The following is a 15,123-nucleotide window of genomic DNA, read 5'->3' as shown; positions in this document are numbered from 1 at the left end:
GTACCACACTTTTTTAGTTGCCTATATTTTCTAATTTGAATATCTTTAAAACCAGAAATAGATTTTAACATTCAAACGTAGAAAACCTCATATATAATGACTTTCCAGGAACAAATACAACAGGGCATCCCTCAACAGCTGCCTCAGCCCAAACCATACGAAACCAATATCAATCACGCTCCGAAACGTAAAGAAATTTTAGGTGAAGAAGAGAAAAAATTAGCGCTAAAGAATGCTTTGCGTTATTTTGAGCCTCAATTTCATGCGGAATTATTACCGGAATTTAAGGAAGAATTGGAAAAATACGGAAGAATTTATATGTACCGTTTCCGTCCTGATTATGAAATGAAGGCGAGACCGATTGCCGATTATCCCGGAAAATCGGAGCAGGCAAAATCAATTATGCTGATGATTCAGAATAACCTGGATTATGCGGTGGCTCAGCATCCGCATGAATTAATTACGTACGGTGGAAACGGAGCGGTGTTCCAGAACTGGGCGCAGTATCTTTTGACGATGAAATATTTGTCTGAAATGACCGATGAACAGACATTGACTATGTATTCAGGGCATCCGATGGGGCTTTTTCCGTCTCATAAAGATGCACCCAGAGTCGTGGTGACGAATGGAATGGTGATTCCCAATTATTCCAAACCGGATGACTGGGAGAAATTCAATGCATTGGGGGTTTCCCAGTACGGGCAGATGACGGCGGGAAGCTATATGTATATTGGTCCGCAGGGAATTGTTCACGGAACAACCATCACTGTTTTAAATGCATTCAGAAAGATCAATAAAGAACCTCAGGGCGGACTTTTTGTAACTTCAGGATTAGGAGGAATGAGTGGTGCGCAGCCAAAAGCAGGAAATATTGCAGGCTGTGTTACCGTATGTGCAGAAGTGAATCCGAAGATCACCAAGATCCGTCATGAGCAGAAATGGGTGAATGAAATCCATGAAAACCTCGATGAACTGGTAGAAAGAGTAAGAAAAGCGCAGGCAGATAAAGAAACTGTTTCTTTGGCGTACCTTGGAAATATTGTAGAAGTTTGGGAGAAATTCGACCAGGAAAATGTAAGAATTGATATCGGTTCAGATCAGACTTCGCTTCACAATCCATGGGCAGGAGGATATTATCCTACAGGACAAAGCTTCGAAGAATCCAATACGATGATGGCGGAAGATCCGGAATTATTCAAAGAAAAAGTTCAGGAAACTTTAAGAAGACACGCCGCAGCAATTAATAAACATACCCAAAAAGGAACATATTTCTTCGATTACGGAAACGCTTTCCTGCTGGAGGCTTCAAGAGCCGGAGCGGATGTAATGGCAGAAAATCCAACATTGGGGAGAGAATTTAAGTTCCCAAGTTATGTGCAGGATATTATGGGGCCAATGTGTTTCGATTACGGTTTCGGACCTTTCCGTTGGGTATGTGCCAGTGGAAATCCTGAAGATCTGCAAAAGACGGATGATATTGCATGTGGCGTGTTGGAAGAAATGGTGAAAAACTCTCCCGAAGAAATCCAGCAGCAGATGAAAGATAATATCCAGTGGATCAAAGGAGCGCAGGAAAATAAGCTGGTCGTAGGTTCTCAGGCGAGAATCCTGTATGCAGATGCAGAAGGAAGAATGAAGATTGCAGAAGCATTCAATAAAGCGATTAAAAACGGAGAGATCGGACCGGTGGTACTGGGAAGAGATCACCATGATGTTTCCGGGACAGATTCTCCGTACAGAGAGACATCCAATATTTATGACGGATCAAGATTTACAGCCGATATGGCGATTCAGAATGTGATTGGTGACAGTTTCCGTGGGGCGACCTGGGTTTCCATCCATAACGGTGGTGGAGTAGGCTGGGGAGAAGTAATCAACGGTGGTTTTGGAATGCTGCTCGACGGTTCTGATGATGCCGACCGAAGATTAAAATCCATGCTGTTCTGGGACGTGAACAACGGAATCTCAAGAAGAAGCTGGGCCAGAAATGAAGGCGCTGTTTTCGCCATCAAAAGAGCCATGGAAGCAGAACCCAATCTGAAAGTAACGCTTCCGAATTTTGTGGATGAAAGTTTGTTTTAAAACTTTTTAATACCGCTTCATAAAGAATGAAGCTTCAAAATATAAATAAACAGGCAAGTATCAGATGATGCTTGCCTGTTTATTTATTCCAGTTCTATTGGGTTTTCATATTTCATATTTAATTCCCGTTCTTTCTGCCTTTGCCTGATAATCTCTTGCCCTTTTATGATGGTGGTTCCATAGCTTGCAAGGACGGCAGCTGCATTGGCGTTAGCATTTTTTAATGCTTGTCTGAGTTTAGGCTGTGTTGTTTCTATCGCTTCAGTATATCTTCTTTTATTTACAGTAATTAATTTACCTTTCAACTTAGAATTTGGTATAGATTGTACCAGTTCAAAATCATAATCTCCTTTATCATCTGTTATTTTGATGATTAATCCTGGTAACCCACTAAATTTATACGGACCATACGGAAACGGAATGTCGGTAGAATACCATGCTGTCCAGTTTCTCCCTTTAAAGGTTACTTCCGCTTTTTTACAGGTAATGGTATTGATAATTTTAGTTTCATCTATAAGCTTCCAATTTTTTATGATGGGTTCTTTATAGGTCAGTAATGACATCCCTGCCAATTGAAAATACTGTATATTTTCACTGGATTGTATAATGGTAAACGTAAAACTTGTTTTTGGAATCACTACTCCTTTTTTCCAGCCAAGCGTTATACTTCCATCTGGGTTATGAGTCATTGTTCCTGAAGTTGCCATTACCGAATCACCTTTCAGCGATACGGCACTCGCAAAGAATGCACGATGATCTCCTATTTGTAATGAAAATAGTTCTTCATGTTTATAATCAGTTTGTGTATTGATTTTAGCTTTTAGCTGATAAGCGAACTCACCACGCAAAGTATCTTGTTTGTATGATTGAGCATATGATAACACATTAAAGACTAAAGCTAATAGTTGAAATAATTTTTTATACATAAAATGTGTTCTTATTATAAAATTGCAATTATCAGTAACTGTGCAGAAACAATTTTAAAAATAAACATTAAATATAAAAATCTAAATCAAATAAAAAGGAAAAATTTATTATTATCAAAACTTATTTTTTTAATATTTTCTTTACTCTTACATTAAATCCTCTTGATAATAAATCATCAAGAGTTAGTCTAAAGTTAACTAAACTAAAGAATGGTAATGAATCAACAAAATTTCTATTTTTATTTTCTATTATTGCGTAAGTCACGGTATAGTTATTAGGATTTATATCTTTATTTTCCAGGGGAATAATATCTCTATCTGCTTTTAAAAATGTTCTAATATTTTTTCGAAATGTTTTATCTTTTTGTAAAGAATTTGATGAAACTTTTCCTTGTGAAAATAAGTGACTTAATGTTGAAGAACTCTCTCTAAATTTAACATGAATTAGTTCATTATTAGATTTATTAAAAACATCACATAATTCAATTCTTGATCTAGTAACATCTGATTTTATCAAGTTTTTATCAAATAAAATATAATTTGAATCTGAGTTTGATAACTGTTCATTATAGAATCCCTCATCATATTTTCCAATTAAATTTTTGTGACAATCAATAAAATTTGATTCTGACTCTGGTATTAAACTGCAATATTCATAAATTTCATCAAAATAACTTTTACTTATTTTATACCAATTTGATGATGTAAAAATATATCTAAACCCATTAAGCTCTGTCTCATAATTTAAAAATCTCCATAATTTGTTTGAAAGAGGCTCTTGATAGCTTGAAAATTTTATATAAAAGTTTTGATGTGTCAGTTTTTCCCAGTCTTCATATTCAAAATTATCTTCTAATTTATATTTGTAAAAATATTTAATATCAAACTCATTAAATTGTTTACCTTTTGGAGTATATGATAAATATTCAAAACTTTCCCAGTCTATTAAATATGGTGGGGCTAGATGAATAGAGTTCTGTTCTCTTTTATTAATTGCTTGAACTAATTTCAATTTTAATTGTTCTAAAATTTTAGGATCCTTTTCCGGTTTAATATTATCTATCCAATCAAATCTATCTTTATACTCATCTGATAAATAAGATTTATTTAATTCTCCTAAGATTCTTGGAATACTTCTTAATTTTACTTTAGGTGAAATATGTAAGGCCTCATTTCCAGTTATTATATTACCAAATAATTTATTATCAACTTTTTTTGGTTCACCTGTGATGCCTTTTACCAAATCTCTTAATATATCAATTTCGAAATGATATGGACTTCCTTTTTGAGATGCTTGAGTTTTTGTTAATAAGTTCAAATCACCAATATTAGCTTTATCAATACTAATTAGCTTATCAGCATCAATTAGGTTTAAAGCAGTTTTAAGTCCAAATTCTCTTTCAATACATTCGTCTTTTAATAAATATTTTCCATAACCAAAACAGATTGCATAAATTCGATTATCAGTTTTAAAGAATAAAACTGCTCTATTTGAAGAATTATTCAAAACAGGAATATCCATCTTACAAATTGTTTGAAGTAAGTATTTCCAATCTGGTTCTTGTTTTTTCTCGTGTCCAATAATTACAAGACCTTCATGTTCAATATCATCTTTTAATACATATTTTGTTATAAGACTTGTTTTTAATGTTGAATCAAAAGTTTTATAATTATTTTTTATTAAAAAAATAGCTAATTTTTTAGTTAGGAAATTAGTCATGGTTTAAATTTTATGGAATTAATGATATTCAAATATATATATATCACCAGTCATATAAAATTACGGATTTCCGTAATTACAACCCCGCCGCAACTCACACCTACTAGTGAAACAAATTACCGGAGCGCTCCGGAGCTTTAAAACAAGTGTGGGTGTAACCTCCGGAGGGCTCCGGAAGTCTTGCGCAAGGTGCAGGAAACCAAAGAAGTGCTCCGGAGATTACGCGCAATAGTGTTTGTAACCTAACAACTTTTTAATATATTTTCTAAAACAAAAACAAATGAAAATTGCACTCATCAGTAATTCCAATCCAAGCTTATGCTATTTGTAATGCATTAAGTTCATTTCGAGATAATATTTTAAATATTCGTTTTTGTCAGGGGCATTTTTATAACAAATACGCTTTACTAAACTTTCCTTTTAATGAATTTTTGCAGACGTCAATCAGATTTTGGTTTATTACAGGTTTTCCAAAGCTATTAATGTCATAAGCTGTGTCAATGCAATGGTTTAAAAAATCTTTTGTAAGCTCTATATCCCAGTTTGCACAAGCGATAGCTAAATATTGCCTGCTGTCTATAAGGCCAAATTCATGTCCGATTCTGTCTTTGTGCTTATTAATGTCTTTGCAGTATGATAAAATTTTTCTTATTTCATTTTCGTTAGGTTTCATTTGGTCAATAGCAAGGGCTAACAGTGCTCCGTCAATTACAGAAATACTTCCAAACTCTAACAATTCTAAAACTGGGGCTGCATCATGTATGGATTTGCGTTTCAGCTGCACATATGTTGTTCCTGATGCCATAGTTATCATATCGTGTGGAATATTAGTCCGCACAATTTGCTCAATTTCTTCAATTGCCTTTTTAAACTCAATACTTCCCAAAGCTTTTATCATCTCATATTGGGTTTCCCAAGTTCGTTTATCTAATTTTTCAATTACATATTTCTGATAAAGTTCTTCCCCTAACTGAACAATTTTTAATTTTCCAATTTCCTTAGCCCCACGTCTTCGGTCAGCAGATTTTTTTGAATTTAATTTTTCGATTATTTCGTCTATTGTCATATGTTAAATTCTTTGTTGTTATCAGTTTTGTAGAAGGATTTTATTGTTTAGATTAATACAACTACACTAAAAACTATAATGATCAAATATAAAAAAATGAACTTAATGGGAACTATTTTTTCATAATGGAGGCTACTAACCTCATACTCATTAGTAAAACAAACCATCGAACTGTTCTATAATGATGTGAACGAACTGGTAAAGGCCGCGAAAAATTCTACAGTGACAGCCACCAAAGAAAATGGTTCAGCAAGAAAGAGCTCGTAGGTTATGAGCCAATAAACAGTGTATTGAGCAATAAAACGTAAAAGTTTTAGAATACCGGAAGAAATAAAACCAATAAAAAACCCTCTGAAAAGAGGGTTTATATGATTAAGGGTGAGGAACTACCGGTCTGCATCCACATAAGCAGTCATCCTGGCCTGTCATATCATCACATATGCCATATGAATCACATCTGTAAATGTATCCAACTTTACAGTTGGGAACACTTCCAGCTCCCTTTACTTGTCTTAATTGTTCCCTCGAAATCTTTTTTAGATTTTTCATAGTAATTGTTTTATTTGTTGAATTCTAAATATAACAATATTCCCTATACGAAGACTTATTTTTATGCTTTTTAATAAAATCTTAACTTTTTATCAAATTGATTACTGTTCTATCATTTGATTGGTGAAAAATATAAGAATTACTTACTTCATTTTAGCAGAAAATCAATTTCAATACTTATATATACTCGTGTGAACGGTTTTGAAATCTTATATCAAATTAAGTATTGATAGTATTTTTAATGCAAAGTTGTATCTCTTTTATTTCATGAAATTTCAACTAAACTGTAATCACAATTTTGCCAGCTGTACGGCGGGTTTCCACCTGTTGATGCGCTTCTGCAATAGATGTAAAAGGATATATTGTAGCGATATGTGGTTTTATGATTCCCCGTACCAGTACATCTGCAAATGCTCTAAGGTCTTTTCCGTTGAACTGTAATCCCCATAGGCGCAAATTCACGTTTTTTTCCTCTGCTCTGGCCATCATTTCTTCTTTGGTAAGAGCCAAAATTGATATAATTGTGCCACCTGGTTTAGTAATATCAATAGAACGTTCCAAAGTTTCTCCTCCAATAGTATCAAACACGAAATCAACTTCTTCTATTGCTTCCCAAAAATTTTCGGTTTGGTAATCAATATGTTGATCAGCACCAAGAGACTTAACGAAATCACGGTTTTTGCCGGATGAGGTTGCAATAACTTCCGCTCCCAGATATTTAGCGATTTGCACAGCATAATGCCCCACACCACCAGAAGCTCCGTGGATAAGGATTCTGTCACCTTTTTTAATATTCATTCCGTGGATAAGTGGCTGCCAGGCTGTTAAACCGGCCATCGGTACAGCTGCTGCTTCCTCGAACTTAATGTTCTCCGGCTTATGGGCTAATAATTCTACATTGACTGCAACGAATTCAGCATAGCCGCCAGCATTTTGCAAAAGAGCAAAGACGGCATCACCAATCTCAAATCCATCTGTATTCTCAGCCTTTTCTACGATTTCTCCGGATATATCCCAACCCATTATTACAGGTCGCTTTTCCCCGAATATATGCGTGATAAATGCGTCTGAATTACGATAGATTGTATCAGCCGGATTTATGCCAATGGCTTTGACCTTCACTAAAACTTCTCCGTTTTTTAAGGCAGGTACAGGTACTTCTCCCAAAGTCAGTTTGTCGGTTCCCCCGGCTTCGTATAATAAGTAAGCTTTCATCAATTAAAAGTAGAAAATATTATTTTAATCAAAATAAAAATGGTGGCTAAATATTTTTTCTGTCTTGTCTTCCAACCTTTTCCTACAATTAAGCATCTTTATATAAAAAGAGACTATGAAAATCACCATACCAAAACCGTGTCATGAAAACTGGGAAACGATGACTCCCGAAGAGAAAGGTAGATTTTGTTCCGTTTGTTCTAAGACTGTCCGGGATTTTACGCTTGCTTCTGATCAGGAAATCATAGAGGTCTTATCTCATTCTTCAGAGGATATTTGTGGAAATTTTTATGAATCTCAACTCAATAGAAATCTGCATTATTCTTATATCAATTCAGTTTTTATGAAATTCGCAGTAGGTTTTATTTTAACGGCGGGAGGGTTGGTTTCTGTAAATGCGCAGCAAAAGAAACCCCATGACACTTTACAAACAGAAGAAATAAAAGATGTTGTGCTCTATAGAGTTTATGGTCACAAAAATGAAAAAAAGCTGCTTGGATCAACAACAGTAATACCGGGAAATCTTTTAGTTAATAATCAACAGAATGAAGTGCAGGAACAGTCAATAGGCAAGGTAGCAGTTCCTTCTATTCAGAAGGAGATTGCGGCACCTCCTACGATGATGCGTGGGGGAATGTCATCAGTCTATCGTGGAAATGGTGAGCCGGTATATGTTTTAGATGGGAAAGTGGTTGATCATACAACATTTGTTAATCTGGATCAGAATGTAATTAAAGACATTAAAGTTTTAAATGCGAGCCAGGCATCTAAATTTTTTAATGGAAAAGCTCAAAACGGAATCATCTTTATTAAAACAAAAAAGAAATCCAAAGACAGCAAAATTAAGCGTTAACGCGCTAGATTTTAAATAGAATTGGGTTCAGCATACAGGTAGATTGCCGGGAAATCTGAACTCTCTTTACCGGTTAAAAAAAAATTCATATCTTCAAGACGGGCTTTGTAAAAAGTTCGTCCTTTTTATGCCATATTCTATGAAAAACATTAACCATATTATTCTGCTGGTCATAAGCTGCTTTTTTATATCCTGCATCCGGCCGGAACTTCCCAATGCTGAAGCAGATATACTGTCCTGTACAGTAGACCCGCTTATCCTGAGAAAAGATCCTATCATCCAGAATAACCGCATCCAGATCCTGGTGAAATCCAGTACAGACCTGACGAAACAGGCACCTGTCTTTACGTTAACTCCAGGAGCAACCATCTTTCCAGAAAGTGGAACTGTGCTGAATTTTACGAAACCTCAGATCTATACCGTAACCTCGGAAGATCATCAGTCTACAAAGAAGTATGAAGTTTCCTATATCATTTCAACGATCGGTTCGAAGTTTAGCTTTGAACATGTGCGTCTTGAAAATAATAAGTTTGATGTATTTTTTGAAACCGATCAGAATAATCAGAACATCATGGATTGGGCCAGTGGTAATGCCGGCTTTAGCTTAACAGGAGCATCATCCAACCCGGAAGGATATCCTACGGCCCGTTTGGCTGAAGGGAAAGTAGGGCAGGGAGTGAAATTAACGACCCAATCTACAGGAAGTTTAGGAGCCATCATGGGAAAACCTATAGCAGCAGGAAACCTGTTTATGGGTGAGTTCGATTTGGCGGCTTCCGTGACCAATCCTTTAAAAAGTTTACACCTCGGAATACCCGTAGATCTTGTTCCTACAGGAGTAAAAGGCTTTTTCAAATATAAAGCAGGCCCGGTATATAAAGCTGGGGGAGTCGTACAGCCGAACAAGAAGGACAACTGGGATGTGTATGCCATCTTTTTTGAAACCGATGATGCACTGAAATACCTTGACGGAACGAATAAATTCACTCATCCCAATATTTATTCTATTGCCCGTATTACTGATGCCCAAAGGATTGAAGCTTCCGAATGGACTGAATTTTATATCCCTTTTGAAGTGATCAATAACCAAACGATCGATCAGCAAAAATTAAAAGACGGAAAATACAGTCTGTCTCTGGTGTTCACCTCAAGTATTGATGGCGATACCTTTGCCGGTGCCGAAGGAAGTACCTTATTAATCGATGAAATTGAATTAACCCATTAGCATGAAGAATCATCTGCATCTTATCGCTGCCACTTTTTTGATGGTACTTTTTGGAGGAAGTCCATTAGTCCATGCTCAGGATCTGGATCCTGTGAAAAAAGAATCTGGTGTAATTGAATACCAATTGCGGGTAGGAGTGAATATAGGAGGATTTACTCCCATTCCGCTGCCTGCTGAAATCCGGGCACTGAAAAGCTTTAATCCAATGCTGAATATCAGTATAGAAGGAAATGTGATCTACTGGATGAAGCAGTCTCCACATTCATGGGGATTTCGTACAGGAATCCGTTTGGAAAATAAGGGAATGAAAGCCGATTCCAGAGTTAAAAACTACGGAATGGAAATTATCGGCGGAGAAGGGGAAAAGGTAGCCGGAAACTGGACGGGTAGTGTTTCTACGCATGCAGCCAATTCATATATAACCGTTCCGACTTTGGTGGCGTATAAAGTGAATGACAGATGGTCTTTTTCCGGAGGTTTTTTCTGGTCTCTGCTGGTGGATAAGAATTTTTCGGGGTATGTATTTGATGGCTATTTGCGGGAGGGAGGTCCTACCGGAGATAAAGTGGTTTTCGAAGATGGGAAAACAGCTTCTTATGATTTCTCCAATGATCTGCGGCATTTTTCCTATGGCATTCAGGCGGGGTCAGCATGGCAGATTTCCAAACACATCAATGTTTTCGGTGATCTGAGTTTTGGGTTGAATAATATGTTTAAACCGGAATTTAAGACGATAACTTTTACGATGCGGCCTGTTTATGTAAATCTGGGTGCCGGGTATAGTTTTTAAACCTTATTTCAATAAAAACCTCCGTCAATTTTCATCGAAGGAGGTTTTAAAATTATGGTAAGATAAAAACTTAATTTTTTGCTGCCTTAATCGCTGCTTCATAATTAGGTTCCTGTGAAATGTCAGCTACCTGCTCTTCGTAAACAATTTTTCCTGAAGGATCTATTACTACAACCGCTCTGCTTAAAAGACCTTTCATCACGGAATCAGTAATTTCTACTCCATAGATTTTTCCGAAATCAGAACGGAAGTCTGAAAGCATCACTACATTTTTAATGCCTTCGGCACCACAAAATCTTTTTTGGGCAAACGGTAAATCTTTAGAAATACAAAGCACCACGGTGTTCGGAAGGTTAGCTGCATCTTCATTGAAATGACGAACGGAAGCAGAACAAACGCCTGTATCCACACTTGGAAAGATATTAAGAATCATAAACTTCCCTTTGTAAGAATCCAGAGTCTGATCTTTCATACTGACATCGGTAAGGGTAAACTTCGGCGCTGCTTTATTTACAGAAGGCAGTTTTGCATAGGTATGTACAGGTTTTCCCCCCATTAAAACAGTGTTGGCTGTTTTAGCATTCTGAGCGAAAGATAATGTTGAGAAAAAAAGTACTGTGCTGAAAATTATTTTTGAAAACATGAATTTTATTTTTAACAAAATTATTCTTTTTTTGGGACCCGACATTAACTTTAATTCAAATACCACCCAATAGAGCAAATCTATTAATCACCTGTTTTTAAAATCAATTTTTACGGCTACCTTTAATATGACAAAAATTGACACCCCAATTATTAAAAAAGTAAATAGATTTATGGATTCAGTACACAACCCGTCATTTCACGACATTTTTAAAAGCGAAAAAGAAATCCCCGAAGAATATAAAGTTCAGGAAATCCATCAGAGAACCTATCTGCTGAATGGTGAGCTGATCGAATGGAAAGGAGAAGTTACCAATGTATATTCACCCATCTGTATTCCTACAGAAAATGGCCTGGAAAGGAAGCTGCTGGGAAGTATCCCGAATATTGGCCAGAAAGAGGCGATGGAAGTGTTGGAAGCCTGCGTTAATGCCTACGATAACGGATTAGGCGAATGGCCGACGATGTCTGTAGAAGGACGCATCAAGTGTATGCAGAAGTTTGTGTATCTGATGATTCAGCAAAGAGATCTGGTGATCAAACTGCTGATGTGGGAAATCGGAAAAACACTGCCGGATTCTACCAAAGAATTTGACCGTACGGTAGATTATATTAATCAAACTATTGATGCCCTGAAGGATTTAGACAGAGAATCGTCCCGTTTTCAGGAATCTGAAGGAACAATTGCCCAGATCAGAAGAGCTCCACTGGGAGTGGTATTGAGCATGGGACCTTTCAATTATCCTTTGAATGAAATATTTACAACGCTGATTCCTGCCCTGATCATGGGAAATACCATTCTGTTTAAACTTCCCAAGCATGGTGTTTTAGCCCATTATCCTTTATTGAATGCCTTTAAGGAAGCATTTCCAAAGGGAACGGTGAATACATTGTATGGAAAAGGGTCGGAGATCATTACTCCCATCATGGAAAGCGGAAAAGTAAATGTACTGGCTTTCATCGGATCGAGTAAAGTAGCTAACGGACTGAAAAAACTGCATCCGAAAGTTAACCGTTTAAGAGCTATTCTTAGTTTAGATGCTAAAAATGCAGCGATCGTAACTAAAAATGCCAATCTGGATGTAGCCGTAAGTGAATGTATCCTCGGTGCGCTTTCATTCAACGGACAACGATGTACAGCACTTAAACTGATCTTTGTACAGAAAGAAGTAGCCGCTGAATTTACTGAAAAACTGAATAAAGCGGTTTCTGCACTCAAACCGGGATTGCCTTGGGAAAAAGACGTGAAGATAACACCGCTTCCTGAGGTGAATAAGCCGGATTATCTTAAAGAATGCATTGATGATGCAATCGCTCATGGAGCAACTGTTCTCAATGAAAATGGCGGCTATCATGAAGCTTCATTTGTTTTTCCGGCGGTAGTATATCCGGTGAACAGCGAGATGAAACTTTATCACGAAGAGCAGTTTGGTCCGGTGATTCCCGTAGTTCCTTTTGAACATATTGATGAGCCTATCGATTATCAGGTCAATGCTTCGCATGGAATGCAGGTAAGTATCTTCAGTGAAGATGCCTTGGAAGTTGCCCAGCTGATTGATCCTTTTGTGAATCTGGTAAGCCGTGTGAACATCAACTGCCAGGCCCAGCGTGGTCCGGATGTATTTCCTTTTACCGGAAGAAAAGACAGCGCAGAAGGTACGCTTTCGGTTTTTGATGCGCTCCGTTCATTTTCAATCCGATCTTTAGTGGCTGCCAAATTGACGGAATCTAATAAAACTTTATTGAATACCATTGTAAGAGAACACGATTCCAACTTCCTGAGTACAGACTATATTTTCTAGTTTGAATTGAATATAAAAATCCAATACATTCATTATTATAGCTTTCTCACAGATTTTGAAAGTCTTCTGGATGAATTGGAAGATAAGTTTCGGCGGGCTGAAAGCCCGCCGAAACTTATTGCGTATAATAAGCCGGAAATTCTCTGAGAATTGAATATACATCTCTCCACTCAAAATAGCGGGACTTACGCTGCTTATATTGGTGAAGCCTTTGTCCCTAAATAACTTTTTAGTCCGGGTAACATGAAAATATTGCGACACCACAATAGCACTGTTGAAGGGGGATTTTTCTTTTAATTTCATGGTATTGTCAACGGTTGCTCGTGTGGTATTTCCTTTATTATCTACAATGATCACAGAATCTGGGATGCCTTGATGAATCAGGTACTCTTTCATTTTATCTCCTTCATAAAATCCTTCTTTTCCAAGGCCTCCACTCACAAGAATCTTTTTTACGCGATGTTCGCTGTAAAGAAGAACTCCGCTTTCCAAACGTTTGGCCAGCCGTTCAGATAATGTTCCGTTTTCGTTTACTTTGCTTCCTAAAATGATGGCAAGATCAGCTTTATCCCCATTGTCAGACAAGCCGTCAATAATGGTATAGATAGAATGTACTGTAAACCATAACAGGAGAAGAGAACAGGTAATTTTTAAAAATTTAAATACAGGTTTTGACATTGATGCTGCTGTATTTATTTCACGGTATTTTCTTTTTCCCGTACAATTTCCTTTTGAACCCATTCTAATTGCGGATCTTTTTTATCAATAATATCCTGCATTGTTTGGGTAACGGTTACATCAGGAAGTACTCCTCTTTTATCATTTAAAAAACTGATATTAGGCTGCACCAGAAGTAGTCCAATCGGGAGTTTTATCCGCGAATTGGGAAGTTTTTGATAAGAATAAAATCCTGCCACCGTTCCATCATTGGCACCTCCGGTTTCTTCACCAACCAGTATTGCTCTCTTATCATTTTTTAATTTTGCCGTAATAATCGAAGAAGCCGAAAAACTACCACCGTTGATGAGAACAAAAACTTTTCCGTGGAACGCATTTTTATTGGGACTTGTAGGTTTATCAGCTTTCATTTTGTAAAAGATTTTACCGTCTTTTTTATAAGTGCTGAAAGCCTGTGCAAAAAAATAAGTAGGATAGGTGAAGCTTTTTAATGCATATTCCAGCGGGCTGCTGGTTCTGAAATAGTTGGTCTTCAATGGGGTGATCCTTGAAGTCACCTGTGAAGGCTTTATCAGTACAAAAGGCTCGGAAGCCAGATAAGAATAGAGCTTATTGATCTCGTACAGGGAACCTCCGTAATTATTACGAATATCAATGATGAGGTAAGATGATTTTGCTTCTTTAATTTTAGCAAAAGTATCCTTATAAAATTCATCAGAATAATCCTTTGAAAAACTTTTCACTTTCACATAAGCAGTCGTGCTGTCTTTGTCCAGAAATTTGAAATTCCGGTTATAAGAATTGCTGAATGCCACATAATCATTTACTTTTTTCTCCGGAGTTCTTTTTTCCAGTTCTTTATCCTTTTCCAGATCATTTTTAGATTTGGCTTCCCTGGTCAGTGTATACGTATGTTTTTCGTTGTTATAAATTGTTTCAATGGTTGCATTGTCTGTAAATCCGTTTTCAGCAGTATAAAAATTGAAAAATACATCCTTTAAAAAATAGGACTGAAAGGTAGTATTGTACCCATCGCTGCTGATGAGTTTGCGGTATTTTTTGATATATTCAGAAACAGGAACATTATTGATCGCTACAATTTCAGTTCCCGGTTTTATGTTTTGGATAGAATCTTTATTTTCAATAATATAAAGACGATTTTCTTCAATATAATATTCAAAACGGACGAACATTGCTTTTTTATGTTCTAATGCTTTAGCTTCTTTCTTGGTGAACTTTTTTCTTGGAATTCGCAATGCAAGATGTCCCTCCCGGATGTCTGCAATCACGGGCTGCAGCTTAAAATAAAACTGAAGAGGAGTCAGTGGTTCACTGATCGTCTGTTTCAGGCTGTCAATTTTATAATCCAATTCCGGTTTTGAAATATACCAATAAAGCTGCGGATGCATTTCCTGAAGCTTGGAGTAGGCATAATCTATGTCCTCTTTAAGCTTTTTCGGAGCCACATCTGTAGCTCTTTGTTCATTATGCTTCCGTATGGAGGCACAAGATGAAAGGGCTACATAAAGCAGTATAATTGAATAATTTTTCAATGTGTTTGTTTTTTTTCAATCG

General features: G+C 36.7%; 13 protein-coding genes. 5 read left to right on the top strand and 8 right to left on the bottom strand.

Annotated features, from left to right (window positions below; translation table 11 throughout):
- Positions 1–96: 96 nt before the first annotated feature.
- Positions 97–2,082: a urocanate hydratase gene (locus SB679_RS21150; RefSeq protein ID WP_410704293.1), complete on the top strand. Its 1,986-nt coding sequence runs from the start codon at positions 97–99 to the stop codon at positions 2,080–2,082.
- A gap of 83 nt (positions 2,083–2,165) precedes the next feature.
- Here SB679_RS21150 and SB679_RS21145 read toward each other — a convergent pair whose 3' ends face one another.
- From SB679_RS21145 to SB679_RS21125, 5 genes are all read right to left on the bottom strand, one after another.
- A complete protein-coding gene (locus tag SB679_RS21145; protein WP_410704292.1) occupies positions 2,166–3,008 on the bottom strand; it encodes a GLPGLI family protein in 843 nt (280 codons plus the stop codon).
- A gap of 121 nt (positions 3,009–3,129) precedes the next feature.
- Positions 3,130–4,728 carry a TIGR04141 family sporadically distributed protein gene (locus SB679_RS21140; protein ID WP_410704291.1) on the bottom strand — a complete coding sequence of 533 codons (1,599 nt, stop codon included), beginning with the start codon at positions 4,726–4,728 and terminating at the stop codon, positions 3,130–3,132.
- 388 nt (positions 4,729–5,116) lie between these two features.
- Positions 5,117–5,794 carry a hypothetical protein gene (locus tag SB679_RS21135; RefSeq protein ID WP_410704290.1) on the bottom strand — a complete coding sequence of 226 codons (678 nt, stop codon included), beginning with the start codon at positions 5,792–5,794 and terminating at the stop codon, positions 5,117–5,119.
- 372 nt (positions 5,795–6,166) lie between these two features.
- Complete coding sequence (locus tag SB679_RS21130) at positions 6,167–6,343, bottom strand: bacteriocin-like protein (protein WP_410699326.1); 177 nt, start codon at positions 6,341–6,343, stop codon at positions 6,167–6,169.
- A gap of 279 nt (positions 6,344–6,622) precedes the next feature.
- Positions 6,623–7,558 (bottom strand): NADP-dependent oxidoreductase, encoded by a 936-nt coding sequence (locus SB679_RS21125; protein ID WP_410704289.1) that lies wholly within the window; start codon positions 7,556–7,558, stop codon positions 6,623–6,625.
- A gap of 115 nt (positions 7,559–7,673) precedes the next feature.
- Between SB679_RS21125 and SB679_RS21120 the strand changes: the two genes are divergently transcribed.
- From SB679_RS21120 to SB679_RS21110, 3 genes are all read left to right on the top strand, one after another.
- Entirely contained in the window at positions 7,674–8,411 is a 738-nt protein-coding gene (locus SB679_RS21120; protein WP_410704288.1) for a hypothetical protein, read from the top strand.
- A gap of 139 nt (positions 8,412–8,550) precedes the next feature.
- The gene (locus SB679_RS21115) at positions 8,551–9,636 is read left to right on the top strand and encodes a PCMD domain-containing protein (protein WP_410704287.1); all 1,086 of its coding nucleotides are present in this window, start codon (positions 8,551–8,553) and stop codon (positions 9,634–9,636) included.
- 1 nt (position 9,637) lies between these two features.
- Positions 9,638–10,426 carry a porin family protein gene (locus tag SB679_RS21110; RefSeq protein WP_410704286.1) on the top strand — a complete coding sequence of 263 codons (789 nt, stop codon included), beginning with the start codon at positions 9,638–9,640 and terminating at the stop codon, positions 10,424–10,426.
- 70 nt (positions 10,427–10,496) lie between these two features.
- On the opposite strand, the gene tpx is transcribed toward SB679_RS21110, so the two are convergent.
- Entirely contained in the window at positions 10,497–11,069 is a 573-nt protein-coding gene (gene tpx, locus SB679_RS21105) for a thiol peroxidase (RefSeq protein WP_410704285.1), read from the bottom strand.
- A gap of 172 nt (positions 11,070–11,241) precedes the next feature.
- Between tpx and SB679_RS21100 the strand changes: the two genes are divergently transcribed.
- Entirely contained in the window at positions 11,242–12,870 is a 1,629-nt protein-coding gene (locus tag SB679_RS21100; RefSeq protein ID WP_410704284.1) for an NADP-dependent glyceraldehyde-3-phosphate dehydrogenase, read from the top strand.
- Here SB679_RS21100 and SB679_RS21095 read toward each other — a convergent pair.
- Positions 12,808–13,548, bottom strand: a complete 741-nt coding sequence (locus SB679_RS21095; RefSeq protein ID WP_410704283.1) for a YdcF family protein — start codon at positions 13,546–13,548, stop codon at positions 12,808–12,810. The genes SB679_RS21100 and SB679_RS21095 overlap by 63 nt on opposite strands.
- Positions 13,549–13,562: 14 nt before the next feature.
- The gene (locus tag SB679_RS21090) at positions 13,563–15,101 is read right to left on the bottom strand and encodes a S41 family peptidase (RefSeq protein WP_410704282.1); all 1,539 of its coding nucleotides are present in this window, start codon (positions 15,099–15,101) and stop codon (positions 13,563–13,565) included.
- Positions 15,102–15,123: the final 22 nt, after the last annotated feature.

It is taken from the genome of Chryseobacterium sp. SIMBA_029, assembly GCF_046535275.1.
Lineage (GTDB): Bacteria > Bacteroidota > Bacteroidia > Flavobacteriales > Weeksellaceae > Chryseobacterium.
Note: the sequence above shows the minus strand (reverse complement) of the source record. Positions and strands in the feature narration are given on the sequence as shown.

Excerpts from the sequence above, each read along its gene's own strand:
- SB679_RS21150 (WP_410704293.1), top strand. The coding sequence starts at position 97 with ATGACTTTCCAGGAACAAATACAACAGGGCATCCCTCAACAGCTGCCT.
- SB679_RS21145 (WP_410704292.1), bottom strand. The coding sequence starts at position 3,008 with ATGTATAAAAAATTATTTCAACTATTAGCTTTAGTCTTTAATGTGTTA.
- SB679_RS21140 (WP_410704291.1), bottom strand. The coding sequence starts at position 4,728 with ATGACTAATTTCCTAACTAAAAAATTAGCTATTTTTTTAATAAAAAAT.
- SB679_RS21135 (WP_410704290.1), bottom strand. The coding sequence starts at position 5,794 with ATGACAATAGACGAAATAATCGAAAAATTAAATTCAAAAAAATCTGCT.
- SB679_RS21130 (WP_410699326.1), bottom strand. The coding sequence starts at position 6,343 with ATGAAAAATCTAAAAAAGATTTCGAGGGAACAATTAAGACAAGTAAAG.
- SB679_RS21125 (WP_410704289.1), bottom strand. The coding sequence starts at position 7,558 with ATGAAAGCTTACTTATTATACGAAGCCGGGGGAACCGACAAACTGACT.
- SB679_RS21120 (WP_410704288.1), top strand. The coding sequence starts at position 7,674 with ATGAAAATCACCATACCAAAACCGTGTCATGAAAACTGGGAAACGATG.
- SB679_RS21115 (WP_410704287.1), top strand. The coding sequence starts at position 8,551 with ATGAAAAACATTAACCATATTATTCTGCTGGTCATAAGCTGCTTTTTT.
- SB679_RS21110 (WP_410704286.1), top strand. The coding sequence starts at position 9,638 with ATGAAGAATCATCTGCATCTTATCGCTGCCACTTTTTTGATGGTACTT.
- tpx (WP_410704285.1), bottom strand. The coding sequence starts at position 11,069 with ATGTTTTCAAAAATAATTTTCAGCACAGTACTTTTTTTCTCAACATTA.
- SB679_RS21100 (WP_410704284.1), top strand. The coding sequence starts at position 11,242 with ATGGATTCAGTACACAACCCGTCATTTCACGACATTTTTAAAAGCGAA.
- SB679_RS21095 (WP_410704283.1), bottom strand. The coding sequence starts at position 13,548 with ATGTCAAAACCTGTATTTAAATTTTTAAAAATTACCTGTTCTCTTCTC.